This is a genomic window from Pseudogemmobacter blasticus (assembly GCF_003071405.1).
Lineage (GTDB): Bacteria > Pseudomonadota > Alphaproteobacteria > Rhodobacterales > Rhodobacteraceae > Pseudogemmobacter > Pseudogemmobacter blasticus.
On sequence record NZ_CP020470.1, the window covers coordinates 758,687 to 783,829 of the forward strand.

Annotated in this window: 22 protein-coding genes and 1 tRNA gene; 19 read left to right on the plus strand and 4 right to left on the minus strand. The window is 66.1% G+C overall.

Annotated features, from left to right (window positions below; translation table 11 throughout):
• Window positions 1-49: 49 nt before the first annotated feature.
• Together B6K69_RS03635 and B6K69_RS03640 are read left to right on the plus strand one after the other, a co-directional pair.
• Entirely contained in the window at window positions 50-1,000 is a 951-nt protein-coding gene (locus tag B6K69_RS03635) for a CheB methylesterase domain-containing protein (RefSeq protein WP_108642818.1), read from the plus strand.
• Window positions 997-1,530, plus strand: coding sequence for a chemotaxis protein CheD (locus tag B6K69_RS03640; protein ID WP_108642819.1), 534 nt, complete (start codon window positions 997-999; stop codon window positions 1,528-1,530). Before B6K69_RS03635 ends, B6K69_RS03640 begins: the two co-directional genes overlap by 4 nt.
• A 28-nt stretch (window positions 1,531-1,558) precedes the next feature.
• Here the strand turns inward: B6K69_RS03640 and B6K69_RS03645 are convergent, their stop codons facing one another.
• Both B6K69_RS03645 and B6K69_RS03650 read right to left on the minus strand, forming a co-directional pair.
• Window positions 1,559-1,993: an RrF2 family transcriptional regulator gene (locus tag B6K69_RS03645; protein WP_236939016.1), complete on the minus strand. Its 435-nt coding sequence runs from the start codon at window positions 1,991-1,993 to the stop codon at window positions 1,559-1,561.
• 116 nt (window positions 1,994-2,109) lie between these two features.
• Window positions 2,110-2,325: a hypothetical protein gene (locus tag B6K69_RS03650; protein ID WP_108642821.1), complete on the minus strand. Its 216-nt coding sequence runs from the start codon at window positions 2,323-2,325 to the stop codon at window positions 2,110-2,112.
• A 98-nt stretch (window positions 2,326-2,423) separates the two neighbouring features.
• Between B6K69_RS03650 and B6K69_RS03655 the strand changes: the two genes are divergently transcribed.
• The 10 genes from B6K69_RS03655 to B6K69_RS03700 all read left to right on the plus strand — a co-directional run bounded on the left by B6K69_RS03655 (window position 2,424) and on the right by B6K69_RS03700 (window position 13,979).
• The gene (locus B6K69_RS03655; protein WP_108642822.1) at window positions 2,424-3,290 is read left to right on the plus strand and encodes a LysR substrate-binding domain-containing protein; all 867 of its coding nucleotides are present in this window, start codon (window positions 2,424-2,426) and stop codon (window positions 3,288-3,290) included.
• A 189-nt stretch (window positions 3,291-3,479) separates the two neighbouring features.
• Window positions 3,480-4,178, plus strand: coding sequence for a molybdate ABC transporter permease subunit (modB, locus tag B6K69_RS03660; RefSeq protein WP_108642823.1), 699 nt, complete (start codon window positions 3,480-3,482; stop codon window positions 4,176-4,178).
• A complete protein-coding gene (gene modC / locus B6K69_RS03665; protein ID WP_108644754.1) occupies window positions 4,175-5,263 on the plus strand; it encodes a molybdenum ABC transporter ATP-binding protein in 1,089 nt (362 codons plus the stop codon). The genes modB and modC overlap by 4 nt, the downstream gene beginning before the upstream one ends.
• Window positions 5,264-5,332: 69 nt before the next feature.
• Window positions 5,333-5,406, plus strand: a tRNA-Cys gene (locus B6K69_RS03670).
• A gap of 784 nt (window positions 5,407-6,190) precedes the next feature.
• A complete protein-coding gene (gene kdpF / locus B6K69_RS03675; protein ID WP_206340536.1) occupies window positions 6,191-6,289 on the plus strand; it encodes a K(+)-transporting ATPase subunit F in 99 nt (32 codons plus the stop codon).
• Window positions 6,290-6,301: 12 nt separating this feature from the next.
• A complete protein-coding gene (kdpA, locus tag B6K69_RS03680) occupies window positions 6,302-7,975 on the plus strand; it encodes a potassium-transporting ATPase subunit KdpA (protein WP_108642824.1) in 1,674 nt (557 codons plus the stop codon).
• An 8-nt stretch (window positions 7,976-7,983) separates the two neighbouring features.
• Window positions 7,984-10,020: a potassium-transporting ATPase subunit KdpB gene (kdpB, locus tag B6K69_RS03685; protein WP_108642825.1), complete on the plus strand. Its 2,037-nt coding sequence runs from the start codon at window positions 7,984-7,986 to the stop codon at window positions 10,018-10,020.
• Between the two features lie 11 nt (window positions 10,021-10,031).
• Window positions 10,032-10,592, plus strand: coding sequence for a potassium-transporting ATPase subunit KdpC (kdpC, locus tag B6K69_RS03690; RefSeq protein WP_108642826.1), 561 nt, complete (start codon window positions 10,032-10,034; stop codon window positions 10,590-10,592).
• 28 nt (window positions 10,593-10,620) lie between these two features.
• The gene (locus B6K69_RS03695; protein WP_108642827.1) at window positions 10,621-13,296 is read left to right on the plus strand and encodes a sensor histidine kinase; all 2,676 of its coding nucleotides are present in this window, start codon (window positions 10,621-10,623) and stop codon (window positions 13,294-13,296) included.
• Window positions 13,293-13,979: a response regulator gene (locus tag B6K69_RS03700; protein ID WP_107674442.1), complete on the plus strand. Its 687-nt coding sequence runs from the start codon at window positions 13,293-13,295 to the stop codon at window positions 13,977-13,979. The genes B6K69_RS03695 and B6K69_RS03700 overlap by 4 nt, the downstream gene beginning before the upstream one ends.
• Window positions 13,980-14,131: 152 nt before the next feature.
• Here B6K69_RS03700 and B6K69_RS03705 read toward each other — a convergent pair whose 3' ends face one another.
• Window positions 14,132-15,364, minus strand: coding sequence for a HAMP domain-containing sensor histidine kinase (locus B6K69_RS03705; RefSeq protein ID WP_164681875.1), 1,233 nt, complete (start codon window positions 15,362-15,364; stop codon window positions 14,132-14,134).
• Between the two features lie 7 nt (window positions 15,365-15,371).
• The gene (locus tag B6K69_RS03710; RefSeq protein WP_108642829.1) at window positions 15,372-16,052 is read right to left on the minus strand and encodes a response regulator transcription factor; all 681 of its coding nucleotides are present in this window, start codon (window positions 16,050-16,052) and stop codon (window positions 15,372-15,374) included.
• A gap of 133 nt (window positions 16,053-16,185) precedes the next feature.
• Between B6K69_RS03710 and B6K69_RS03715 the strand changes: the two genes are divergently transcribed.
• The 7 genes from B6K69_RS03715 to tnpC all read left to right on the plus strand — a co-directional run bounded on the left by B6K69_RS03715 (window position 16,186) and on the right by tnpC (window position 25,123).
• Window positions 16,186-17,550, plus strand: a complete 1,365-nt coding sequence (locus B6K69_RS03715) for an efflux transporter outer membrane subunit (protein WP_123876527.1) — start codon at window positions 16,186-16,188, stop codon at window positions 17,548-17,550.
• A gap of 4 nt (window positions 17,551-17,554) precedes the next feature.
• Window positions 17,555-18,676 carry an efflux RND transporter periplasmic adaptor subunit gene (locus tag B6K69_RS03720; RefSeq protein WP_108642831.1) on the plus strand — a complete coding sequence of 374 codons (1,122 nt, stop codon included), beginning with the start codon at window positions 17,555-17,557 and terminating at the stop codon, window positions 18,674-18,676.
• Window positions 18,673-21,762, plus strand: coding sequence for an efflux RND transporter permease subunit (locus B6K69_RS03725; protein WP_108642832.1), 3,090 nt, complete (start codon window positions 18,673-18,675; stop codon window positions 21,760-21,762). Before B6K69_RS03720 ends, B6K69_RS03725 begins: the two co-directional genes overlap by 4 nt.
• A 448-nt stretch (window positions 21,763-22,210) precedes the next feature.
• Window positions 22,211-22,663, plus strand: coding sequence for a GNAT family N-acetyltransferase (locus B6K69_RS03730; RefSeq protein WP_107674351.1), 453 nt, complete (start codon window positions 22,211-22,213; stop codon window positions 22,661-22,663).
• A gap of 109 nt (window positions 22,664-22,772) precedes the next feature.
• Entirely contained in the window at window positions 22,773-23,162 is a 390-nt protein-coding gene (gene tnpA / locus B6K69_RS03735) for an IS66-like element accessory protein TnpA (RefSeq protein WP_107673214.1), read from the plus strand.
• A gap of 26 nt (window positions 23,163-23,188) precedes the next feature.
• Window positions 23,189-23,512 (plus strand): IS66 family insertion sequence element accessory protein TnpB, encoded by a 324-nt coding sequence (tnpB, locus tag B6K69_RS03740; RefSeq protein ID WP_206340516.1) that lies wholly within the window; start codon window positions 23,189-23,191, stop codon window positions 23,510-23,512.
• A 54-nt stretch (window positions 23,513-23,566) separates the two neighbouring features.
• Window positions 23,567-25,123 (plus strand): IS66 family transposase, encoded by a 1,557-nt coding sequence (tnpC, locus tag B6K69_RS03745; protein WP_108642833.1) that lies wholly within the window; start codon window positions 23,567-23,569, stop codon window positions 25,121-25,123.
• Window positions 25,124-25,143: the final 20 nt, after the last annotated feature.

The window sequence follows — 25,143 nt, forward strand, 5'->3', positions numbered from 1 at the left end:
GGAACAGGACCGGCAGACCCGGCGCGGGCCGCGGGCTTCGGGCAGGGCCATGCGGCGGGTGCTGATCGTCACCCCGCAGGGGGCGGCGGCGGCCCGGCTGGCGCAGGATGCGGCGGCGCGGCCCGGGCTGCACCTGCTGGGAACGGCGGCCGATCTGTCGGCGGCCTATGTTCTGGCCGAGCGCGACCCGCCCGATGTGGTTCTGGTCGCGCGCGATCTGGCGCGCAGCCCGGAATTCGGGGGGCTGGTGTCGCTGTTCGCCATCCTGGGCATCGGCTGGATCGAGATTCCGACCGCGCCGCCGCCCGACGAGGCCGCGCTGTCGGATCTGTGGCGGCGGGTGCAGGTTGCGGCCGCCCCGCCCCCGCCGCACCGGCCTGGCCTGCCGGGGCAAGGCGCGCGGTTCCATGCGGACCGGCTGATCGTGATCGGCGCCTCGACCGGCGGGATCGAGGCCTTGCTGACCATTCTGGGCGCCTTCCCCGCCGATTGCCCGCCGACGGCCATTGTCCAGCACACGGGGGCGGCGTTCTCGGACAGTCTGATCCGGCTTTTCGCGCGCTGTTCGGCGGCGCGGGTGGTGCCGGCGCAGACCGGGGTTCTTCTGGCACCGGGCACGGTCGTGGTGGGCGCGGGCTGTGCGGGCCACCTGCGGCTGGCGCCGGGCGATCCGCCGCGCGCCGAACTGGTGGCGGGCGCGGCGATCAGCGGGCATCTGCCTTCGGTCGATGCGCTGTTCGACAGCGCCGCCCGGTTTGGTCCGCGCGTGGCGGCCGCCCTGCTGACCGGGATGGGCCGCGACGGGGCGCGCGGCCTGCTGGCGCTGCGGCAGGCCGGGGCGCATACGATTGCGCAGGATGCCGCGACCTCGGTCGTGTGGGGGATGCCGCGGGTGGCGGTTGAAGCCGGGGCGGCGGCGCAGGTTCTGCCGTTGCGAAAGATCGGGGCCGAGCTGCTGGCGCATTGCCGCGACCGCCGGCGCGAGGGGGCGGGCCGATGACGGGGCCGCAGATCCTGCAGGTGGTGCAGGGGGAATATCGCGTGTCGGATGCCCCGGGCATCCGGCTGTCCACCATGCTGGGGTCTTGCGTGGCGGCCTGCCTGTGGGATGACCGGCGCGGCGTGGGCGGGATGAACCATTTTCTGCTGGCGCAGGCGCAGGACAGCCGGGGCCGCGGCGATATCCGCTATGGCGTTCATGCGATGGAGGTGCTGATCAACGCGCTGTTGCGGGCGGGGGCGCAGCGCGGCCGCTTGCAGGCCAAGCTGTTCGGCGGGGCGAAGATCGCCGCGAACCTGCGCGACATCGGCGCCTCGAACGCCGAATTTGCCCGCCGCTTCCTGAGGACCGAGGGGATTCCCTGCCGGGCCGAAAGCCTGGGCGGAACGCTGGCCCGCCGGGTGATCTTTGATCCCGTCACCGGGCAGGCCCGCCAGTTGCTGATTCCGAACGCCGATCTGGACGAGACCGCGCGGGCGCAGCGCGCCGCGGCCCCGGCACGGCCGCAAACCGATATTGTGCTGTTCTAGGCGGCCCGCAGCGGCCCGGACCGGCAGATCAGGCCGGTTCCATCCCGGCGCTCAGGATCGCGACAAGCCCTGCGTTATCGGTGACCAGATCGGCCAGCGTGACCGTCTCAAGTTCCCGGTAAAAGGCGTCCATCGCGCGGCACAGCGCGCCCTTCAGACGGCAGACGGCACAGAGGGGACAGGTGTTCTGGTCGCCGGCCATACATTCGGCCAGCGGCACCTCGCGCTCGATCAGGTGCAGAACCTTGCCGACCCGGATGGTTTCGGCCGGAAGGCCCAGCGCGATGCCGCCGCCGCGCCCGCGCAGCGTGCGCAGATAACCGGCCCCGGCAAGCTGGCTGACCACCTGTGCCACATGGTTGGCCGAGGCATTGCAGGCCTGCGCCACGTCGCCGGCCCGGATGACCTGGGGATGATTGACCGCACATTGCATCAGGACGCGCATCGCGAGATTGGCTCTCATGGTCAAGCGCATGGAATCTCCTGCCTAACAAGGGCGTTGGCACGGAGGAGTAATCTCACATCTGGAAAAAGAAATTGATCTAGATCAGCCGTAACAATACCAGACCCCGCGCCCGTTCAACCCCCGGTCGCAGGGGCGGCGTGCGGCAGGGCCGGCCGCCGCTGCCAGACCGCCCAGACCTGCCGCAGACGGTTCCGCAAGAGCGTTCGGCGGGCGGCCTGCCGGGCCAGCCGCAGGGTGTGGCGATGTTCGGCGAGGCGGCCTTCGTCAAGCGCCGGATCGGGCAAGCGGCGCAGCGCGGCGATCAGATCGGGGTTCGGGGGGTGAAACATGGCACAAGTCCTGTGGGGCAATCCTTTCTCGCAATATGCCTGAAAACCGGGCATGATGCAGCACAACTCGGCTGACAACCTTTAAACCAGGCTTTCAGATGACCCCGTTCGACTGGCGCGACCTGCCCCCGCTTCCCAGCCTGCGCGCCTTTGAGGCGGCGGCGCGGCTGGGGTCGTTCTCGGCGGCGGCGCGGGTGCTGAACGTCACCCATCCGGCGGTGGCGCAGCAGGTGCGCGGGCTGGAGCGGCACCTTGGCCTGCGGCTGATTGCCGAGGCCGGGCGATCGCTGAAGCTGACCGAGGAAGGCAGCCGGCTGGCCGCCGCGCTGAACGGCGGGTTTGCGGCCATGGCCGAAACGCTGGGCCGGTTGCGGCAAGCCGACCGTCACCGCGGCTTGCGCATCACGCTGACGCCGGGCTTTGCGCAGAACGTGATGGTGCCCGCGCTGCCCGAATTCTGGGCCAGCCACCCGGAAATCGCGGTGTCGCTGGTGGCCAGTTCGCAACTGGCCGATCTTGGCCGAGACGGGTTTGACCTGGCGATCCGCTCCGGCAAGGGCCCCTGGCCCGATGGCGAGGCCGAACTGCTGTGCCGCACCCGGATTGTGCTGGCGGGCGCGCCCGCGCTGCTGGACCGGCCCGGCACCGATCTGGCCGGGCTGCCCTGGATTGTGAACCTGGCCGATACCGAGGAAGAACGCTGGATGGCCGCCAAGGGGCTGGACCGCACCCGGTTGCAGACGCTGGACATCGAGAACCCGATGCTGGCCGTTGCCGCCGCCCTGCGCGGCCTTGGCCTGCTGTTCGCGACCGAGGCGATGCTGCGCGACCACCTTGCCAGCGGCCAGTTGCGGCTGGTGCCGGGCTGGGATCTGCCCGAAACCGCCTATTGGGCCGTCACCCCGCACGGCCCGCCCCGCGCGCCGGTGCAGGATTTCATCCGCTGGCTGCGCAAACGTCTGTGAGTGCCGGATTTCTGGTCGCCCCGCGCAAGGGGGTGCCCCTGATCCGCATCAATCGCCAGTCGCGGGCAAGGCCGGCCTTGCATCCGGCGGGCCGTCGCGCTGTTATGTCTGCCGGAACATAACGAGACAGGCCCGCATGACGCCACCGCCCCGCTCTGCCCCGGACGCTACCGCCCCGGACCATACCGCATGACGGGCTGGCTTTCCCCGGCCGAGGCGCAGGCGGTCTGGCTGTCGCTGAAGGTGTCGGCGCTGGCGACGGTGGTCAGCCTGCCGCTGGGCATCTTCGTGGCCCATGCGCTGGCGCGGTGGAGTTTTCCGGGCAAGCAGGTGCTGAACGGGCTGGTGCATCTGCCGCTGATCCTGCCGCCGGTGGTGACCGGCTACCTGCTGCTGCTGACCTTTGGCCGCAAGGGCGTGATCGGCGCCTGGCTGGACCAGACGCTGGGCCTTGTCTTCGCCTTTCGCTGGACGGGCGCCGCGCTGGCCGCGGGCGTGATGGCCTTTCCGCTGATGGTGCGGGCGATCCGGCTGGCGATCGAGGCGGTCGATCCGAAGCTGGAACAGGCCGCCGGCACGCTGGGTGCGTCGCGCCCTTGGGTCTTTGCCACCGTGACCCTGCCGCTGATCCTGCCCGGCATTCTGGCCGGCAGCATCCTGGCCTTTGCCAAGGCGATGGGCGAGTTCGGCGCCACCATCACCTTCGTGTCGAACATTCCCGGCCAGACCCAGACCCTGCCCTCGGCGATCTATGCCTTCCTGCAGGTGCCGGGCGGGGAACCGCAGGCCTTCCGTCTGGTGCTGATCGCCATTGCCATCGCCATGACGGCGCTGCTGTTGTCGGAATGGATTTCCCGCGTGGTCGCGCGGCGGATTGCGGGGGCGTGATGCTGTCGGTTGCGCTGCATCACCGCTTTGCCGGTTTCACCCTGGATGTCCGCTTTGACGCGCCGCCGGGGCTGACCGTGCTGTTCGGCCGGTCGGGCGCGGGGAAATCAACCGTGGTGCAGGCGGTGGCGGGCTTGCTGCGCCCCGATCAGGGCCGCGTGGCGGTGGCGGACATGGTGCTGACCGACACCGCGCGCGGCGTCTTCCTGCCGCCGCACCGCCGCCGGCTGGGCTATGTGTTTCAGGACAGCCGGCTGTTTCCGCATCTGACGGTGCGGCAGAACCTGCTCTACGGCCGCTGGTTCGCGCCGCGCGCCGCCCCGGCCGCCGATTTCGACCGCACGGTCGCGCTGCTGGGCATCGGCCCCCTGCTGGACCGCCGCCCCGGCGCCCTGTCGGGGGGGGAACGTCAGCGGGTGGCCCTGGGCCGCGCCTTTCTGGCGGCGCCGAACCTCTTGCTGATGGATGAGCCGCTGGCCGCGCTGGACGAAGAGCGCAAGGCCGAGATCATGCCGCTGATCGAACGCCTGCGCGATGAGGCGCGGGTGCCGATCCTGTATGTCAGCCATTCCCTGCCCGAAGTGGCGCGGCTGGCCACCACGCTGATCCTGATGGACGAAGGCCGGGTGGCCCGGCAGGGCCCGGTGGCCGCGCTGCTGTCCGACCCGGCCGCCGCCGCGGCGCTTGGCCTGCGCGAGGCGGGGTCGCTGCTGACCGCAAGGCTGGCGGCGCAGGATGCCGACGGCCTGTCGCGGCTGGACCACCCCGCCGGCCCGATCTGGCTGCCCCGCGTCGAGGCCGCCCCCGGCACGCCGCTGCGGCTGCGGCTGATGGCGCAGGACGTGATGCTGGCGCTGACCCGGCCCGTGGGCATTTCGGCGCTGAACGTGCTGCCCGCCACCGTGCGCGACATTCATGCGGGCCAGGGCCCCGGCACGCTGGTCCAGCTTGCCATCGGCCCCGATCTGGTGCTGGCCCGCATCACCCGCCGCAGCGCCGAGGCCCTGTCCCTGACCCCCGGCCAGCAGATCTTTGCCGTGCTGAAGGCGGTTTCGGTCGCCCCCGGCAACATCGGCCCCGCCTGACACGGGCCGCGCAGCGCCAACCCCTTGCGGCCCCCCGACCTTTCCGCTATCCCCATCCCACCTTTCGGCGGCGGGTTGGCGGAGAGGTTACGCAGCGGATTGCAAATCCGTGAAGACCGGTTCGATTCCGGTACCCGCCTCCAATTCCCCTTTTTCGCTAGATTGCAGTCTATCTTCGCAAACTGCGATCCTTGTTTTCATTGAGAAACTTGACTGTGGCGCATCTTCGGCCGGAAGATAGACTGTAGGCACCCAACTTGTGTGGGTATCGAAAGCGGGTATTCCTGAAAAGGCAGATACCCACATACCCGCAGGACCGATTCCGATGCCCCGCACAGATGCAGCCTGCCGCGGCGCACCGGCTGATCCTTCTGGAAAACCTCACAAAATCCCCGATAGTGGCGGGCTACTCTTGTTCGTCTCGCCTTCGGGCGGCAAGCTGTTGCGGATGGCCGCCCACCGCCAGACTGGCACCAAGCCCGAACTCGAAGCCCTTGGCCTCGCCCCCCTGCTGGACATGGCCGCATGAAGATACATCAGATGCCCCATTCTGGCCGGATTCCCACCGACAGGATCAATGCCCTGCTTGACCGCAACGGGCCGGATGAATGGCTGCCCGATGCGCTGATCGTGCCGATGCAGACGGGGCTATCCAAGATAAGGTCGGAGACAGTTCAGCGGGCGACAGGATCTTGCGTCGGCAACAAGAGTTGGTGGAGTTTCGCAATCCCACGTTGCTGACCAACGCAGTTCTTTACGCCGTTTTTACGCGCTGACGGATCATCACCATAGCCGCTTTACGCGCCCCACTGGGATCATGCGCCCATCCCAGTTGCAGGAGGCGATCTTGGCTGACCTTGTTTACCTGACCCTTACCCTTGGCGTTTTCGCGGGATTTGCCCTGGCAGCCCGCGCCGCCGACCGGATGTGAGGCCCCCGATGTTTGACATGATCCTTGGCCTTGCCGTTGCGGCGGGCCTGTTCGTCTATCTTGGCTGCGCGCTGCTGCGGCCCAACCGTTTCTAGCAGGAAGCCACGATGACCTTCATTGCCTACGGGTTATACTTTGCCGCGCTGACAGGCCTTGCCTGGGCTTTGGCCGCCGCGATGCAGCGGGTGTTTGACGGGCAACTGCCCGCCGGGATGCTGCGGGTGGAAACCGCGCTGTTGCGTGGCGCGGGCGTTGATCCGGCGCGCGGCATGACATGGCTGGGCTATGGCATGGCCGTGCTGGCCTTCAACCTTGCCGGGTTTGTGCTGCTTTACACGCTGCTGCGGCTGCAGGGCGCCTTGCCGCTGAACCCCGACGGCATCGGCGGGATGTCGGCAGATCTGGCTTTCAACACCGCGGCCAGCTTTGTCACCAACACAAACTGGCAGGCCTATTCGGGCGAGGCGCAGCTATCCTACCTGTCACAGATGGCCGGGCTGACGGTGCAGAACTTTGTCAGCGCAGGCACCGGCATGGCGGTGGCCGTCGCGATCGTTCGCGGCTTTGTGGCCCCCAAGGGCACCACCTTGGGCAACTTCTGGCTGGACATGACGCGATCCGTGCTGTGGATTTTGCTGCCGCTGTCCATCCTGCTGGCCCTGTTTCTGGCCGCCCAGGGCGTGCCGCAAACCCTGCTGGGGGCCGTCACCGCAACGGGCGTTGAAGGGGGCGAGCAGATCATCGCGCGCGGTCCTGCGGCAGCACAGATTGCCATCAAGCAACTGGGCACCAATGGCGGCGGTTTCTTTGGCGTCAACTCGGCCCATCCGTTCGAAAACCCGACCGTCGCCTCGAACTTGGCGCAATGCCTGTCGATCTTGTTGATCCCGGTTTCCTTCTGTTTTCTGTTTGGCCGCATGGCCGGGGATCGCCGTCAGGGCTGGGCGATCTTTGCCACCATGGCGGTCCTGTTTGTCGCGGGCCTTGGCGTGGTTCACGCCTATGAGGTGGCGGGCAACCCTGCCCTGGGTCTGGGCGAGAACATGGAAGGCAAGGAACAACGCTTTGGCGCCATGCTTTCGGCGCTTTGGGCAACCTCGACCACTGCTGCCTCGAACGGGGCGGTCAACGCGATGCATGACAGTTTCATGCCGCTGTCGGGCATGGTGACGATGGTCCTGATGCAGATCGGCGAGGTGGTCTTTGGCGGCGTCGGCGCAGGGCTTTACGGCATGTTGCTTTATGTCGTGCTGGCGGTCTTCCTTGCCGGGCTGATGGTGGGGCGCACGCCGGAATATCTGGGCCGCAAGATTGAATCGCACGAGGTGACGCTGGCGGTTCTGGCCTTCCTGTCGATGCCACTGGGCATTCTGGTGGGCGGCGCCATCGCCGCCACCGTGCCGCAGGCGCTGGCCGCCGTGCAGGACGCCGGGCCGCATGGGCTGAGCGAGATCCTCTATGCCTATTCCAGCGCCACCGGCAACAACGGTAGCGCCTTCGGCGGCTGGGGCGCGGCCTTGCCCTGGCACACCACGGCCCTGGGTGTGGTCATGCTGATCGGGCGCTATGCCATCATCCTGCCGATGCTGGCCATCGCCGGGTCGATGATCCGCAAGCCCAAGGCCGCCGCCACCTCTGGCACCTTCCCCACCCACGGCCCGCTGTTCGTCACACTGTTGATCCTGACCGTGCTGATCCTTGGCGCGCTGACCTTCTTTCCCGTCCTTGCCCTTGGCCCCATCGCGGAAGAAACCGCGCGCCTGGCCGGCCAAAGCTTCTGAGGCACCAAATGTCCAAACATGCCAAACCGACGGATGCGTCCGGCCTTTACACAGCCGCCCTGCGCCAAAGCCTGATCAAGCTTGACCCACGGCAGTTGTGGGGCAACCCGGTGATGTTCGTCACCGCCCTGGTCGCCGCCATGACCACGCTCTTGGGCCTGCGCGACCTTGCGACCGGCCTGCCCGGCGCGGGCACGGCGCTGCACATCGCCCTCTGGCTGTGGCTTTGTGTGATCTTCGCCAACTTTGCCGAAGCTCTGGCCGAAGGTCGGGGTCGCGCCCGGGCTGATACCCTGCGTGCGACCAAATCGGAAACCCGGGTGCGGGTGCTGGCCAACCCGGACGATACGCCCGAAACCGCAACGCAAACCCTGTCAACCGCGCTGAAATCCGGCCAGTTCATCTATGTCGCCGCGGGCGAGATCGTCCCCACCGATGGCGAGGCGGTCCGCGGCATGGCTTCGGTCAACGAAAGCGCCATCACCGGCGAAAGCGCGCCTGTAATCCGCGAGGCAGGGGGCGACCGGTCGTCGGTCACCGGGGGAACCACCATCGCTTCGGACTGGCTGGTGATCCGCGTTACCGCGGAGCCGGGGAAGAGCTTTCTTGACCGGATGATCGCGCTGGTCGAAGGGGCCGAGCGGCAAAAGACCCCGAACGAGATTGCCCTGAACATCCTGCTGGTCGGGCTGACGCTGATCTTCCTTTTCGTCGTGGTGACGCTGCCCGCCTTTGCCAGCTATTCCGGCACCGCCATTCCCGTCGTCGTGCTGGGCGCGCTGTTCGTGACGCTGATCCCCACCACCATTGGCGGGCTTCTGTCGGCCATCGGCATCGCGGGCATGGACCGGCTGGTCAAGGCGAATGTCATCGCCAAATCCGGCCGCGCGGTCGAGGCGGCGGGCGATGTCGACACGCTTCTTCTTGACAAGACGGGCACCATCACCTTCGGCAACCGCATGGCCGATGCGCTGATCCCCGCGCCCGGCGTCGACTCTCGCCGTCTGGCCGAGGCCGCCGCACTGGCCTCGTTGGCCGACGAAACGCCCGAGGGCAAATCCATCGTCGAGAAAGCGCGCGAAATGCTGGGCACAATCCCGGACATGCCGCTGGGCGCCGAACCTGTGGCCTTTACCGCGCAGACCCGGCTGTCGGGGCTGGACCTGGCCGATGGCCGCCGGTTCCGCAAAGGGGCCATCGACGCGGTGATCCGGCTGGCCGGGCATACCCCGCCTGGCGCGCTGGCCGCGCAGGTCGATGCGATTGCCCGTTCGGGCGGCACGCCGCTTCTGGTGGTCGAAGGGGCCGAGATTCTGGGTGTCGTGCATCTGAAGGACATAGTGAAACCGGGTGTGCGCGAACGGTTCGCCGAATTGCGCGCCATGGGCATCCGCACGGTGATGATCACCGGCGACAACCCTCTGACCGCCGCCGCCATCGCGGCCGAAGCTGGAGTCGATGACTTTCTGGCCGAGGCAACGCCCGAGATGAAGCTGGACCTGATCCGCCGCGAACAGGCGGGCGGGCGGCTGGTGGCAATGTGTGGCGACGGGTCGAACGACGCGCCCGCGCTGGCGCAGGCCGATGTCGGCGTGGCGATGAACGCGGGCACCCCGGCGGCAAAAGAGGCGGCAAACCTGATTGATCTGGACAGCGATCCGACCAAGCTGATCGAGGTGGTAATGGTGGGCAAGCAACTGCTGATCTCGCGCGGGGCGCTGACCACGTTCAGCATTGCAAATGACGTGGCCAAGTATTTCGCCATCTTGCCTGCGATCTTTGTGGCTGCCTATCCGGGCCTTGGCGTTCTGAATGTGATGGGCCTTGCCTCACCCACCAGCGCCATCCTGTCGGCAGTGATCTTCAACGCGCTGATCCTTGTGGGGCTGGTCCCGCTGGCTCTGCGCGGGGTGCAATATCGCCCCTCAAGCGCCGCCGCCCTGCTGCGCCGCAATCTGACGATCTACGGGCTTGGCGGGCTGATCGTGCCCTTCCTGGGCATCAAGGCCATCGACCTTTGTCTTGTCGCCCTGAACCTTGCATGAGGAGAAACCCGATGTTGACCCATCTTCGCCCTGCCCTGTCGCTGACGCTGCTGTTTACCCTGCTGACCGGGCTGGCCTATCCCCTGGCCATGACCGGCGCGGCACAGGTGCTGTTTCCCGATGCCGCCAACGGCAGCCTGATTGAACGGGGCGGCACCGTCATCGGATCATCCCTGATCGCCCAGGGCTTTGCTGGCGCGGGCTATCTGCAACCCCGCGCCTCGGCAAGCGGGTGGAATGCGGCGGGCACCGGAGCCAGCAACCTTGGCCCCACCTCGGCCACCCTGATTGCCCAGGTGGCAGAACGCCGCGCCGCGTTCGAAGCGTTGAATGGCGCCCCCGCGCCGATTGACGCGGTCACCGCCTCGGGTTCGGGTCTTGATCCGCACATCAGCCCCGAAAACGCGCTGGCGCAGGTTTCCCGCATTGCGGCGGCCCGCAATGCAGACCCTGCAGCCGTGCGCGCCGTGATCGAAGCAGCGGTTGAACGCCCGCTGCTGGGCCTGTACGGATTGCCCGTGGTGAACGTGCTGCGCACCAACCTGGCCCTGGACGCGGCATTGGCCCTCTAGCCCGCTGGCCTGACAGGAACCGCCCGGCATGACCGCCCCCGAAACCCGCCCTTCGCCCGATGCCCTGCTGACCTTCGCCTCGCGCGAGGAGCGGGGGCGGCTGAAGGTGTTTCTGGGGGCGGCCCCCGGGGTGGGCAAGACCTGGGCGATGCTGGACGACGCCCATCGCAAGCAGTCCGACGGGGTTGATGTGCTGGCCGCACTGATCGAAACCCATGGAAGGGCCGAAACGCAGGCAAAACTGGCAGGCCTGCCGCAACTGCCGCGCAAGCCGGTGATCTACCAGACCCACGCCCTGACCGAGATGGACATCGACGCCCTGCTGGACCGCCGTCCGCAACTGGCGCTGATCGACGAACTGGCCCATACCAACGCCCCCGGCGGCCGCCATGAAAAGCGCTGGCAGGATGTCGAAGAGGTGCTTGCCGCAGGCATCGACGTCTATACCACGCTGAACATCCAGCACATTGAAACCCTGAACGAAACCGTCGCCCGCATCACCGGCGTCCGGGTGCGCGAAACGGTGCCCGACGGCGTGCTGGACATGGCCGACGAGATCGAACTGATCGACCTGACGCCCGATGAACTTCTGGAACGGCTGAAGGCGGGCAAGGTCTATCCTGCCGATCAGGCCGCGCGGGCGCTGGGGTCGTTCTTCGTCAAGGGAAACCTGACCGCCCTGCGCGAACTGTCGATGCGCGCCGCCGCCGACCGGGTGGACGCGCAGCTACGCGAACACATGGCGGCCCATGCCATCGAAGGCCCCTGGCCTACACAAGAGCGCCTTCTGGTCTGCATCAACGAAAGCCCCGCCGCGCGCGAGGCGGTCCGCGTTGCAAAGCGCAGCGCCGACCGCGCCCGCACCGACTGGATCGCGCTGAATGTCACGTCGACCCAGGCCGAACGTCTGTCGGAAATCGACAAGGACCGGCTGGCGGGCACCCTGCGACTGGCCGAACGTCTGGGCGCGGAACTGGCCACGCTTGAGGCCGAGCGCGACGTGGCCGAGGCCATTCTGGCCCTCGCACGCGACCGAAACGTGCGCCGGATCGTCATTGGCCGGCCACGGCACAGGCCCGTCTGGGCGCGGCTGGTCCGCGAAGACGTTGCGCGCGACCTGTTGCGCCTTGCCGGACCCTTCGAGGTGACCGTCGCCTCTGAACCCGATGAAAGGCCCGGGCGGTTCAGCCTGCCCTTCCCGCAGTTCAGCCGCGACAAGGCAGGCTGGATCGAATCCGTTCTGGCCATCGCCGCCGCCTCGATGGCGGCCTGGGGGGCCGAACGGCTGTTTCCCGTGGCAAGCCTGTCGCTGATCTTCATGACCGCTGTCATCGTTGTGGCCAGCCGGCGCGGCATGGGGCCATCGGCGCTTGCCTCGGTCCTTGGCTTTCTGTCCTACGACTTCTTCTTCGTCGATCCGCGCCTGACCTTTACCATCACCGACCGCAGCGAACTGCTGACCCTGTCGCTGTTCTTCGCGGCCTCGCTGGTTACCGGCAACCTTGCCGCCCGGTTGCGTGCAAGGGTCAAGGCGCAGTCTGCCATCGCGGACCGCACGAACAAGCTTTACGATTTCAGCCGCCGCGTCGCCTCGGCTGCGACGGCGGATGAAGTGGTCTGGGCCTCGGTCAGCCATGTGGCCACCACCCTGCGCTGTGATACGGTCCTGCTCTTGCCGCGCGCGGGGGAACTGGCCGTGGTGGGCGGATTTCCCCCCGAAGACCGGCTTGATGTGCGGGACCAGTCCGCCGCGCAGTTTGCCTGGGACAAGGGCGAACCCGCGGGGCGCGACTCCGATACCTTGCCGACCGCGCATTGGCTGTTCCTGCCAGTGGCCAGCGCCGAACGGCGGCTTGGTGTCCTTGGCATCGCCTTTGCCGATGGCCGCAGCCTGGCACGCACCGACCGGCGCCTGCTTGACGCCCTGAGCGACCAGATTGCGCTGGCGCTGGAGCGTTTGCGCCTGACCGAGGAACTGGCGGCCAACAGGCTTGCCACCGAAACCGAACGGCTGCGCACGGCGTTGCTGAATTCGGTCAGCCATGATCTGCGCACGCCCCTGGTCACGATCATCGGCGCGGCAGGCAGTCTGGCCGCCGGGCCCGATCTGCCTTGTGATGCCCGCCGCGATCTGGCCGAAAACATCCGCGAAGAGGGCGAGAGGCTGGACCGCTATGTCCAGAACCTGCTGGACATGACACGGCTGGGCCATGGCGCGCTGACGCCGCGCCTTGCCCCGCTGGATCTGGCAGAACTGATTGGCAGCGCCCGCCAACGTATGCGCAGCGTCCTGCGCGCCCATAACCTGCTGGTCGACCTGCCCGATACCTTGCCTCTGGTGCTGGCCGATGGCGTGCTGCTGGAACAGGTGCTGGTCAACATTCTGGACAATGCCGCGAAATATGCGCCCGCCGGCGGCGACATCGTGATCAGCGCGCGCACCGCCGGCGCGCGGGCCGAACTGGCGATCACCGACCACGGGCCGGGCATCCCCGCCGCCGATCTCGACCGGGTGTTCGACATGTTCTACCGCGTCGCGGGCGGTGACCGGCAACGCGCAGGCACCGGCCTTGGCCTGGCCATCTGCAAGGGCCTGGTCGAGGCGATGGGCGGCGCCATCCGCGCTGAAACCGGCTGGCCCGATGGCACCGGCACCCGTATCCTGATCTCCTTGCCGCTGCACAATCCGGAAACCACCCCATGACCGCCACCTTGCGGGTTCTTGTCATCGACGACGAAGCCCCGATCCGCCGCTTTCTGCGCGTGGCACTTGAGGCCGAGGGGCTGGGCGTGATTGAGGCCGCCACCGCACGCGACGGCATTGCCGCCACCGCGCGCGAGACCCCGGCGCTGGTCGTGCTGGACCTTGGCCTGCCCGATGCCGACGGGCTGAGCGTCCTGCAAGACATCCGGGGGTGGAGCCAGGTGCCCGTGCTGATCCTGTCGGTGCGCGCCGATGAGGCTGGCAAAGTTGCCGCGCTGGACGCGGGCGCGCAGGACTATGTGGTCAAACCTTTTGGCATCAAGGAATTTCTTGCCCGCGTCCGCAGCCTGCTGCGCGACCGTGGCACAGATCCGGTGCCCGCCGTCCTGACCGTCGGGCCGCTGCAGATTGATGCGGCCAACCATTCCGCCAGCCTGTCGGGCGCCCCGCTGCATCTGACCCGGCGCGAGTTTGACCTGCTGTGGATGCTGGCCAGCCATCGCGGCCGTCTGGTGACCCAGGAGATGATCCTGCGCACCTTGTGGGGCCCGGCGCACAGCGAAGACAGCCAATATCTGCGCGTCTACATCCGCCAGTTGCGGCAGAAACTGCAGGACGACGCTTCAAACCCGCGCTTCATCTTCACAGAACCCGGTCTTGGCTATCGCATCGCCGACGACTGACGATCCAACAGGCCGTGGTGAGCGTTCGCCGACGCGTCGATGATCGACACCGGGAATGGATTGGGGTTGGGGCGACTGCCCGGACCAGAAATCTGCCCGACGCAGATCCAACATCGTCAAAGTCATTCTTGGCAATCAGCACCGCCGCGCCATCAGGTTCCCGGCGTGAATGGCAGGTTGAGCCGGACGAGAAGGCCACCTGACGCACTATCCAGAAGCTCGATGCTACCATTGTGGGCTGCAATGGCGCGTGCCGCTATGGCAAGGCCAAGACCAGTGCCTGCTTTTGCGGATAGGCCCGGCAGTTTGAAGAACGGCTCGAAAAGCCGGGATCTTTCTGCCAGCGGCACGCCTGGGCCCTGATCGGCGATGTCGATGGTCAGTGCAGCCCCATTTGTGCGCGCAGATACAGCGACCTCTGCATCATCAGGGGAATGCGCCAGCGCATTGCGGATCACGTTCTCGATTGCGCGGTGCAGAAGTTCCCCGCTGCCCTTCAGGATCAGCCGTGGCGGGCCGGTGAAACTGACCACGATTCCGCGCGGCTCGCCTTCAAAATTCGCGTCCGAGAGGATGGGTTCAAGGATTTCGATCAGGTCGATCCGTTCGAAGGCTTGCCGGCTTTCGGTGCTGCCAAAGCGGGCAAGCGTCAGGATGTCGCGCACAAGGCGGTCAAGACGGACGATGTCGGTCTCGATCTGGCCCAGCATCTCGTCCAGGCGGTCGGGGCTGACCTCCAAAAGGCCGACCGCGGCCCGCAATCGCGCCAGGGGTGAGCGGATTTCATGCGAAAGGTCGTTGAACAGGCGGCGCTGCCCCTCGGACAGGATCTGAAGCCGGTCTGCGGCATGGTCGAAGGCATTGCCCAACCGCGCCAGTTCTCCGCCAGAATGGTCAAGGGCGTCGCCGATCCGCGTGTCGAGATCGCCCGAGGCCAGTCGTTGGAGGGACGCGTTCACGGTGCGGATCGGCCGGGTCAGATGACGGGACAGGAGCAACGCGGCGGCGGCACTGACGGCCACCCCTACCAGCAGAGGCAGGCCGAGGATCTGCAACCCTTCCAGAAAGCGACTGTGTTTTGCGGTATCGGTCAGAACCAGGCAAGGACCATCGGCGGAGGGAATAGCCGGGGAGCTTACGCAGGTGGGATCAGTCGTGACGGTCATGCCGGGATGGGCGGGCGATACCTCCTGCCAGAACCGCAGCGCCGCGGCACTGCCATCGCGCGAGGCAACAAGGCCAAGCTGGCGCTCCAGCACGGAAGTTTCTGCCGCCGCCCGCGCGCCTTCGGGCGGGGTCGGGTCAAGCGCCGCGACAACCAGACCGAACAGGAGCAGCGTCAGGACCAGCGCCCCCCAGATCACCATGAAGACGCGCACAGTCATCGCCCGGTCACTCCTCGATGAACTGATAGCCGATGCCGCGCAGGTTCTGGATCGGGCTTCGTCCGTCGTCATGCGTGCCAAGCTTCTGGCGGATCGTCGAGACATGAACGTCGATCGCGCGGTCGAATGGGGCCAGCGGCCGCCCAAGACCGTGAAGCGACAGATCTGCGCGCGAGACTGGGCGACCGGACTGGCCGGCAAGGACTTCTAGGATGTTGAACTCGGCCCCCGTCAGTCGCAGCGGCACCCCGCGCCAGACGGCCACGCGGCGCAGGGTGTCAAGCCGCAGCAGGCCGGATTGCGCCGTCGGGGGAATACTTTCACCCGGCTGCGCGCGGCGCAGGATGGCGCGGATGCGCGACACAAGCTCTCGCGGGGAACAGGGCTTGGCCAGGTAGTCGTCTGCCCCAAGGTCAAGGCCGGCGATGCGGTCGTCCTCATCGCCACGCGCGGTCAGCATCAGGACGGGGACGGCGGTTTCGGCCCGGACACGGCGCAGAACCTCCAGCCCGTCCGGGCCCGGCATCATGATGTCAAGCACCACAATGTCGGCACGGGTCTCAATGATACGACCAAGCGCCTTGGTCCCGTCGGATGATGTCGCCACGGTAAACCCTTCGCGCGTCAGGTAGTCGGCGACCAGACGGGTCAGTTCCGCGTCATCGTCGATCAGCAAGACGGTTGCCATCCGGTCAATCCTCCCCTTTGGCGCAGCATAGCCCGAGCAGAGGCGGAGAGGACGACTTTTTCCTTTCTTTGCTGAATCTTGACACTTCTTGACACGGCACTCTGGCATCTGTGCGGCACTGAAGGAGACCAAGATGCCCCGTTGCCTGATTGCTGCCCTTGTCGTGCTTGCCGGATGCAGCGTGCCGACCATCGCGCCGGATGCCACGCAGGCAACTTCGGCGCGGTTCTCATCGGCAGTACCGCAGGCGAATGCGCGGTTGGACATCGACTGGTGGTCGCGGATCGGCGATGCCCGGTTGACCGAGCTTCTGCTGCTGGCGCAGTCGGGCAGCCCCGATCTGCGGAGTGCGGCAGCGCAAGTCATGGCGGCACGGGCACGGGCGGGGCAGGACACGGCGGCCATGTGGCCGGTAATGACCGGGCAGGCCTCGGTGACCGAGGCGGACAGCGATACAACCGCGCGAACCCGGACGCGGGCCGCAGGCCTGGACGCAAGTTGGGAGGTGGACCTCTTTGGCCGCGCGTCAAAGACGGCCAAGGCGGAACGTCTGCGCGCAAAGGCCGAGGATTACGCCTATGCCGGGGCCTATGTTTCCCTCTCGGCAGAGGTCGCCGATACCTACGTCCAGCTCCGTGCCTGCAGGATGATCGAGCAGGTGTATCGCGACGCGGTCTCTTCGCAGGGCGAGACGATCGAGGCAACCACCCGCCTTGTCAGCGCAGGTCTGCGGGCGGAGTCCGATCTGGCCTTGGCCCGGGCCAGCCGGGCCAGCGCCCAGATTTCTCTGGACAGTCAGGTGGCGGATTGCCGGGTGCTTGCGCAAACTCTCGCGGTCCTGACCGGGTCGCCGCAGGACCGGGTGGATGCGATCCTCGCCAGTGGTTTCGGGATGCCGGCGGTCAAGGGATTCCGCGCGGCCGATGTTCCGGCAGACATGCTGCGGCAGCGGCCCGACATCGCAAAGGCAGAACTGACCTTCGCCGCCGCGCTTCTGGACCTTGGGGTCGCGAAGGCCGACCTTTACCCGTCGCTGACCTTGGGGGGAAGTGTCAGCCTTGCCAAACCGGCCGGGTGGAGCTTCGGCCCGGCACTATCCCTGCCCGTCCTCGATGGTGGTCAGCGCCGGGCGGCGGTGCGGTCGGCCAATGCGGATGCGATCACGGCGGCCGAGGCCTATCGCAGTGCCGTCCTGGCCGCAGTCGCCGAAGCCGAGGCCGCATTGACGCGGCTGAATGCGGCATTGCGCAACCTGGGCAGCGCAGGCACACTGGTCAAGGAATACGATGCCTATTTCGCCGCCATTGACGCAGACTGGCGGGCGGGTCGCATCTCGCTCTTGGATCGTGAAGATGCCCGGCGTCAGGTGCAATCCGCACGGATCACGCAGATTTCCCAGCAACTTGCCTTAAGCCGCCAGTGGATCGCGCTTTACAAGGCCATGGGAGGCGGATGGCAGCGCCCCGCCCACACCGTCACCACCACGAGCGAGGGCTGAAGCCATGCGGAAACGGAATCTTGTCGTCGCGGCCCTTGTCCTTGCCGTTGTGGGTGGCGCGGCTTTCTGGATGTTCAGGTCCTCGGCAAGCGGGACTGCCCCGACCGACCTTTCCGCAGAACCGGCACCTGCGGCCCTGACGGTTGAGGTCACCGTTCCCGTGGTCGAAACTTGGCCGGTCGAGGTGCAGGCCAGCGGCTGGCTGCAGCCCTGGGCGGAGGCGGTGATTGCATCTGAACTCGGCGGCGAGCGGATAACGGCCGTGAATGTTGAAGTTGGCGACGTCGTGAAGGCGGGCGAGGTCATGGCTGAACTGTCGCGCGCGTCGGTCGAGAACCGCATCGCCGAACTGGAGGCGACGCTGGAGTCGGCCCGTGCCGGGTTAGAGACGGCAACCGAGGATGCAGATCGTGCCCGTCAGCTTTCCGGGGGCAGCTCGCTTTCCCGCCAGGAGATTGCAGGGTATCTTTCGGCCGAACGTCAGGCGCAGGCCAGCGTGACAGTGGCCGAGGCGCAGCTTGCCACACAGCAACTGTCGCTTGCCAATACCCGCATTGTCGCGGCCAGCGATGGCGTGGTGTCTGAAGTCAGCGCGGCCCTTGGTCAGGTGGTCAGCCAGGGACAGGAACTGTTCCGGCTGATCCGCGACAGCCGGATCGAATGGCAGGCCGAAGTGCCCCTGTTCCAGTTGCGCGGGATCAAGGCGGGAACAAGGGTCGCGATCCCGTCGCCGATCGGCGACATTGGCGGCACCGTGCGGCGCGTGTCGCCCGAGGCGTCGCAGACGAACGGGCGGGTTCTGGTCTATGTAGACCCCGAACCGCCCGAGGGCGGGCCGATGCCGAAGACCGGGATTCTGGTCAGCGGATCGTTCATCGTGGACGAAACCAAGGCAGTGACGCTTCCCTCGACCGCGATCACCCTGAAGGACGGGTTTTCCTATGTCTTCGTGATCAAGGCGGGGGAGACAACGACCGTCCTGCGCGAACGGGTCGATACCGGACGGAGGCGGGCAGACCGGGTGGAAATCCTGGGCGATTTCCCGGTGGACGCCAAGGTCGTCCTGTCGGGTGGGGCCTTCCTGTCGGACGGGTCGGTCGTCCGCGTGGTGGAGGGCCAGCCATGAACTTCTCCGCTTGGGCGATCCGCAACCCGGTCCCGCCGATCCTTGCCTTCATCCTGATGACGATCACCGGATTGATGGCCTTCAACCGGCTGGAAGTGCAGAACTTTCCCGATATGTCGCTGCCGACGATCAGCGTCTCGGCCAGCCTTGACGGCGCCGCAGCGGCGCAACTGGAAACTGAAGTCGCCCGCAAGATCGAGGACCGGCTGACCGGGCTTGCCATGCTGGACTCGGTCACGACCACGATCACCGACGGCTCGGTCTCGATCTCGGTCGCGTTCCAGATCGGCAAGGACGTGCAGGAAGCCCAGGACGATGTGCAGAACGCCGTCGATCAGGCGCGCGACGATCTGCCCTCGGGGATGAACGCGCCGACCGTGTCGAAAAGCAGCCTCAGCGGCTCGCCCCTGGTGACCTTCGTTCTCAGTTCCGACCGGCTGGACGATACCGAGCTGAGCTGGTTCATCGACAACGATCTGGCCCGCGCGATCATGGCGGTCGATGGCGTGGGCGAGGTCGGGCGCCTGGGCGGGGTGGACCGGGAAATCCGGGTCGAACTGAACGCGAACCTGCTGGCCGGGCTTGGCCTGTCGGCGGAAGACGTGAACACCCGCCTGCGCGAAGTGCAGCGTGACCTTTCGGGTGGGGCCGCCGACCTTGCCAATGCCTCGCAAAGTTTCCGGGTGGGGGCGGCGGTCTCGGGCGTCGAGGATCTGCGCGCCCTGCCGATTCCCTTGCCGAACGGCGCCTGGGTCCGGCTGGACGAGCTTGGCACCGTCACCGACACCCATGCCGCCCTGTCGTCGCTGGCCTATCAGGACGGCAAGCAGGTGATCGCGGCGCAGATCAAGCGGCTGACCGGCTATTCCGACCTTGCGGTTGTCGAAGATGTCCGTGTCGCGATGGAGGCCTTTGCCGCCGCCAACCCGCAGGTGCAGATAGCCGAGGCCTACAACACCATCCTGCCGACCGAACAGAACTATGACGCCTCAATGATGATGCTGTACGAAGGCGGGATCATCGCGGTGATCGTGGTGTTCATCTTCCTGCTTGACTGGCGCGCGACGCTTCTGGCCGCCGTGGCCTTGCCGCTGTCGGTGATCCCGACCTTCCTTGTCATGGATTACCTTGGCTATTCGTTGAACACCGTCACCCTGCTTGCGCTGTCGCTGGTGGTCGGCATCCTGGTTGACGACGCCATCGTCGAGGTCGAGAACATCGAGCGGCATATCCAGATGGGCAAACCCGCCTATGAAGCGGCGATGGAGGCGGCGGACGAGATCGGGCTGGCGGTCATTGCCACGACCTTCACCCTGATTGCGGTCTTCCTTCCCACCGCCTTCATGGACGGGGTGGTCGGCATCATCTTCAAGCAGTTCGGCATCACGGCCTCGGTCGCGGTCTTCTGCTCGCTTCTGGTCGCGCGCCTGCTGACGCCGATGATGGCCGCCTACCTGATGCGCAGCAAGGCCGAAGCGCACCAGACCGACGGCTGGATCATGCGCACATACCTTGCGACGATCCGGGGCGCCTTGCACAATCGCTGGATCCCGGTGATGGGCGTCATCGCCTTCATGGGCCTGACTTTTGTGCTGGTTTCCCAGCTTTCGACCGGCTTCTTTCCGGCGCAGGATGACAGCCAGACCCGGATCAGCATCACCCTGCCGCCCGGATCAACCATCGAGGAAACCGACGCCATCGCCCGCCGCGCCAGCGAGGCGGCGGCGGGGGTCGAACATGTCACCGGCGTCTTCCTGGCCACCGGCAGCGCCTCGACCGGCGGCGTTCCGGGCGGTGGCGGGGTCAGCACCTCGGTCACCTCGGCAACCATCGTGATCAGCCTGACCAACATCGACGACCGCGACGTTTCCCAGACCGAGATCGAGGCCGACATCCGTGCCGCCATCGCCGCCATCCCCGGCGCGCGGATCGAGGTCGGATCGGGCAGCAGCGGCACCGAATTGCAGATCACGCTGGCGGGCGACAGTTCGCTTGCGCTGGAACAGGCCGCAGCCGCGCTGGAGTCCGAGATCCGCGCCAATATCGCGGGGATCGGCACCGTGACCTCATCTGCCGCGCTGCAATCGCCCGAGATCGTGATCACCCCGGACCTTGAACGCGCCGCCTCTTACGGCGTCACCTCGCAGGCCATCGCCGACACGATCCGGGTGGCCACTTCGGGGGCCTACGACTCGGCCCTGTCCAAGCTGAACCTCGACACCCGCCAGATCGCGATCCGGGTGACGCTGGACGCCTCGGTGCGCCAGTCCATCGAACAGATCGCCATGATCCCGGTGCCCGCAACCGGCGGCACGGTGACGCTGGGCGCCATCGCCGACATATCCCTCGGCTCGGCGCCGTCGCAGATCAACCGGCTGGACCGGTCGCGCAATGTGACGATTTCCATCGAGTTGAATGGGCGTAACCTGTCGGACGTGAATGCCGAAGTGCAAAAGCTGTCAGCCTATCAGAACCTGCCCGATGGCGTCAGCTTCGCCGAACAGGGTGACCTGAAGCGGCAGGCGGAACTGTTCACCAGCTTCGCCTCGGCCATGGCGATCGGCATCTTCTGCGTCTACGCCGTGCTGGTGCTGCTGTTCCATGATTTCCTGCAGCCGATCACCATCCTGACGGCGCTGCCGCTTGCCCTTGGCGGGGCGCTCTTCCCGCTGGTCATCACCGGCACCAGCTTTTCGATGCCTTCGGTCATCGGGCTTCTCTTGCTGATGGGGATCGTGTCCAAGAACTCGATCCTGCTGGTCGATTATGTGATCGAGGCGCGAAGAAAGGGCATGCCCCGCTTCGACGCGCTGGTCGACGCCTGCCACAAGCGCGCCCGGCCCATCGTGATGACCACCATCGCAATGTCCGCCGGCATGGCCCCCGCCGCACTCGGCCTTGTCGAGGGCGATCCTTCCTTCCGCCAGCCTATGGCGACGGTCGTGATCGGGGGCCTGATCACATCAACCTTCCTCAGCCTTCTGGTCATCCCGGTGATCTACAGCTTCGTCGACGGGCTGGAGGTCACGATCAAGGGGCTCTGGAGGCGCAATAGCCCAGCAGAAGGCGTTGCAAGATCGGAGTGAACGGGAGGCTGACTGGCAGAAACGATTCCGTCCAATTGCCTCCCCAATTCACGGAGTATGGTCTATCGAAGACACTCGTTGTCGCATTGCCGCCCCGTGACTTTGGGCCGGCCTTAGCTGCCATCATGGCCGTTTCCTTGCTGCGTCCCAGTTGAAAGGAGGCATCGGAGAATGCGGTCAGGCAGCATTCCTGGCAACTGACCGGCGGTAAGGGCCACCTTGCCTGTCCAGAGCGACGGATTGGTTGAACCCGCCAAACGTCAGTGTCGCCATCCCAACGCATGTTGCTCGGAATCCAAGGCAGCCATTGAGCCTGGTGAGCTGGTAGCCTATGTTCTGACCGTCACAGAAGGAGATTTATGCACAGAGGCTTCGATTGAACCGCATGTAGCGGTATCGTTCGGCACATCGTTGCCGATCCTTTTTGCATGATTTCTGTGGAGTTCTCATGGAGAACATAAACTTGGTGATCCGGCCCTTTGACGCGGCAACGGATCTGAAAAAGCTGTCCAAAATCTGGTTCGAAGCTTCGATGAGGGCGCATTCCTTCATCGGTGAGACAAGGCTGATCGAGCAGCGGGGACTGATCGAAGAGGAGTATCTGCCTAAGGCAGAGACTTCAGTGGCTTGCCTTGAGGGGGAGACTGTTGGGTTCATCAGTCTATTGGGCAGCTTCATTGGCGGGATTTTCATCGCGCCAGACTGGCAGGGCTTTGGCATAGGGCGCAAACTTATCGCCGATGCACTGGCCCGGAAGGGGGAACTTTCCCTAGAGGTCTACACAGAGAATGAGCAAGCCGTTCGCTTCTACATCGCGCTTGGCTTCCAAGAGGTTTCTCGGCGCGCTATCGACGACTTCGGCTTTCCCTTTCCGAATGTAACACTCAGTCTGAAGGGGTAAAAACAAGTCGGGCAGGCTGTTATCGGTAAGCGTTTCCAGCCTCCCACCTTCCGGCTCTCATCCTGATCGGTTCTTTGGACTTTGGTGATTGTTGGAATGGATTTTCTCCATGGAGACTACATTGGAGGTTTTCCCGGTTGGCGGTCGCGGCCGTCGGAACCGGAAGTGGCCTGATGAGGTGAAGGCCCGGATCGTGGCGGAGACGCTGACGCCGGGTATCACGGTGAATTCTGTCGCGCGGCGTCATGGTGTTCCGGCGAACCACGTTTCGGCGTGGCGGACGCTGGCGCGCAAAGGGCGGCTGGTGCTGCCGGCGCCGGAGGATCCGGTGGAATTTGCATCGTTGATGATTGGCCCGGTTGGTGATGGACCGCGTTGTGCCGTGGGCGCCGCGGACCGGCCCGAGATCATCGCGGGCGCGGTGGCTATCCGTCTGGAAACCGGAGCCTCGGCGGAGCGGATTGCGTCGGTCGTGCGCGCCTTGGCTGCCAGCCCATGATGTTCCCGTCGAACCGGGTTCGGATCATGGTCGCGACAAAGCCCATCGACTTCAGAAAGGGTCATGATGGCCTGGCAGCGCTGGTGTCGTCTGTGCTGCGCAAGGATCCGTTCACCGGGGCGGTCTTTGTCTTCCGCTCGCGTAAGGCGGACAGGCTGAAGCTCTTATACTGGGACGGCACCGGCCTCGTGATGGCCTACAAAAGGCTGGAGGATGCGACGTTCACCTGGCCCGCGATCAAGGACGGGGTGATGGCGCTGAACCATGCCCAGTTCGAGGCGCTGTTTGCCGGGCTGGACTGGCGCAAGGTAAAGGCGCTGGAGGGGCGTCCACCGGCTGCGGCAGAGTGAACCAACCATTTGGTTTTGCGTGTTTTTGCGGGGATATTATGGTAGCTCCAGCCCATGCAAACCGCACCCGTCATCGACCTTTCCACCATCCCTGCCGCGCAACGTGCGGCTGTTCTGGCGTTGATGGAAACCGTGGCGGCGCTGACGGAAATCACCCGTCGGCAAGAGCATCTGATCGCTGAGTTGAATCATGCCCTGCATGGCAAGCGGTCGGAAAAGCTGTCTGAAGATGAACGGCAGTTGGCATTCGAGGATCTGTCCATCGCGCTGGCCGAGGTTGAAGCGGAAAAGGAAACCCGCGCCGCCAAAGCAGATGACAAGGCGAGCAAACCCGCCCCCAAGCGCACTATCGGCAATCTGCCGGCCGCGTTGCCGCGCATCGAAGAGATCATCGAACCCGCCAGCCTGATCTGCCCCTGTGGCTGCGGTGTCATGCACAAGATCGGCGAAGACCGCAGCGAACGGCTGGACATCGTGCCGGCCCAGCTGCGCGTCATCGTCACCGTGCGTCCGAAGTATGCCTGCCGGTCCTGCACCGACGGGGTGACCCAAGCCCCTGCGCCGTCTCACCTGATCATGGGGGGCCTACCGACCGAAGCGACGCTGGCCCATGTGCTGGTCAGCAAGTATGCGGACCATCTGCCGTTATATCGGCAGAGCCAGATCCTGGCGCGCGCGGGCCTTTATCTGCACCGCGCAGTCTTGGCCGACTGGGTCGGCAAGGCTGCGTTCCACCTGAAACCCATTGTCGACCGGCTGGCTGAACATCTGAAGCGGTCATCCAAGCTGTTCATGGATGAAACCACTGCCCCGGTGCTGGATCCGGGGCGCGGTGTGACAAAGACCGGATACCTTTGGGCGCTGGCCCGCGATGACCGACCGTGGGGCGGCGAGGACCCGCCCGGCGTGGTCTACTTCTATGCCCCCGGCCGCGCGGGAGAGAATGCCGAGACCTTCCTCACCGGCTTCGACGGCATCCTGCAGATTGACGGTTACACCGGCTACAACCGCCTGACCAAACCATCCCGCAAGGGCGGCGCGCCCATTCGGGTGGCCCACTGTTGGGCGCATGCACGGCGCAAACTCAAGGAAGTCTTTGACCGCGACGGATCGGAGATCGCCGCCGAGGGTCTGCGCCGCATCGCCGAACTCTATGCCGTCGAGGCCGACATCCGCGGCATCTCGCCCGGCCAGCGCCTCTCCGCCCGTCAGGCCCGCACCGCGCCGCTGGTGGCCGCCTTCGGCGACTGGCTGCAGGCACAACGCCGCAAGATCTCCGCCAAATCCCGGCTCGGCGAAAAGCTCGCCTACATCCACAATCACTGGGACGGGCTGCAAACCTTCCTGACCGACGGCCGCGTCGAAATCGACTCCAACAGGGTCGAAAACCTGATCCGCCCGATAGCCCTCAATCGCAAAAATACGCTCTTCGCCGGCCATGACGAAGGCGGCATCGCCTGGGGCCGCATCGCCTCGCTGATCGAAACTTGCAAGATCAACGGCATAGAGCCCTTCGCCTATCTCAAGGCCACCTTGACAGCTATCGCCAACGGCCACCCGCAAAGCCGCCTCGACGACCTGCTGCCGTGGAACTTCACGCCGTCAAGATAAGCCGTCCGTGGTCCCCCGCG

Coding starts and splice junctions, on each gene's coding strand:
- B6K69_RS03635 (WP_108642818.1), top strand. CDS start 50: ATGCGGCGGGTGCTGATCGTCACCCCGCAGGGGGCGGCGGCGGCCCGG.
- B6K69_RS03640 (WP_108642819.1), top strand. CDS start 997: ATGACGGGGCCGCAGATCCTGCAGGTGGTGCAGGGGGAATATCGCGTG.
- B6K69_RS03645 (WP_236939016.1), bottom strand. CDS start 1,993: ATGAGAGCCAATCTCGCGATGCGCGTCCTGATGCAATGTGCGGTCAAT.
- B6K69_RS03650 (WP_108642821.1), bottom strand. CDS start 2,325: ATGTTTCACCCCCCGAACCCCGATCTGATCGCCGCGCTGCGCCGCTTG.
- B6K69_RS03655 (WP_108642822.1), top strand. CDS start 2,424: ATGACCCCGTTCGACTGGCGCGACCTGCCCCCGCTTCCCAGCCTGCGC.
- modB (WP_108642823.1), top strand. CDS start 3,480: ATGACGGGCTGGCTTTCCCCGGCCGAGGCGCAGGCGGTCTGGCTGTCG.
- kdpA (WP_108642824.1), top strand. CDS start 6,302: ATGACCTTCATTGCCTACGGGTTATACTTTGCCGCGCTGACAGGCCTT.
- kdpB (WP_108642825.1), top strand. CDS start 7,984: ATGTCCAAACATGCCAAACCGACGGATGCGTCCGGCCTTTACACAGCC.
- kdpC (WP_108642826.1), top strand. CDS start 10,032: ATGTTGACCCATCTTCGCCCTGCCCTGTCGCTGACGCTGCTGTTTACC.
- B6K69_RS03695 (WP_108642827.1), top strand. CDS start 10,621: ATGACCGCCCCCGAAACCCGCCCTTCGCCCGATGCCCTGCTGACCTTC.
- B6K69_RS03700 (WP_107674442.1), top strand. CDS start 13,293: ATGACCGCCACCTTGCGGGTTCTTGTCATCGACGACGAAGCCCCGATC.
- B6K69_RS03705 (WP_164681875.1), bottom strand. CDS start 15,364: ATGACTGTGCGCGTCTTCATGGTGATCTGGGGGGCGCTGGTCCTGACG.
- B6K69_RS03710 (WP_108642829.1), bottom strand. CDS start 16,052: ATGGCAACCGTCTTGCTGATCGACGATGACGCGGAACTGACCCGTCTG.
- B6K69_RS03715 (WP_123876527.1), top strand. CDS start 16,186: ATGCCCCGTTGCCTGATTGCTGCCCTTGTCGTGCTTGCCGGATGCAGC.
- B6K69_RS03720 (WP_108642831.1), top strand. CDS start 17,555: ATGCGGAAACGGAATCTTGTCGTCGCGGCCCTTGTCCTTGCCGTTGTG.
- B6K69_RS03725 (WP_108642832.1), top strand. CDS start 18,673: ATGAACTTCTCCGCTTGGGCGATCCGCAACCCGGTCCCGCCGATCCTT.
- B6K69_RS03730 (WP_107674351.1), top strand. CDS start 22,211: ATGGAGAACATAAACTTGGTGATCCGGCCCTTTGACGCGGCAACGGAT.
- tnpA (WP_107673214.1), top strand. CDS start 22,773: ATGGAGACTACATTGGAGGTTTTCCCGGTTGGCGGTCGCGGCCGTCGG.
- tnpB (WP_206340516.1), top strand. CDS start 23,189: ATGGTCGCGACAAAGCCCATCGACTTCAGAAAGGGTCATGATGGCCTG.
- tnpC (WP_108642833.1), top strand. CDS start 23,567: ATGCAAACCGCACCCGTCATCGACCTTTCCACCATCCCTGCCGCGCAA.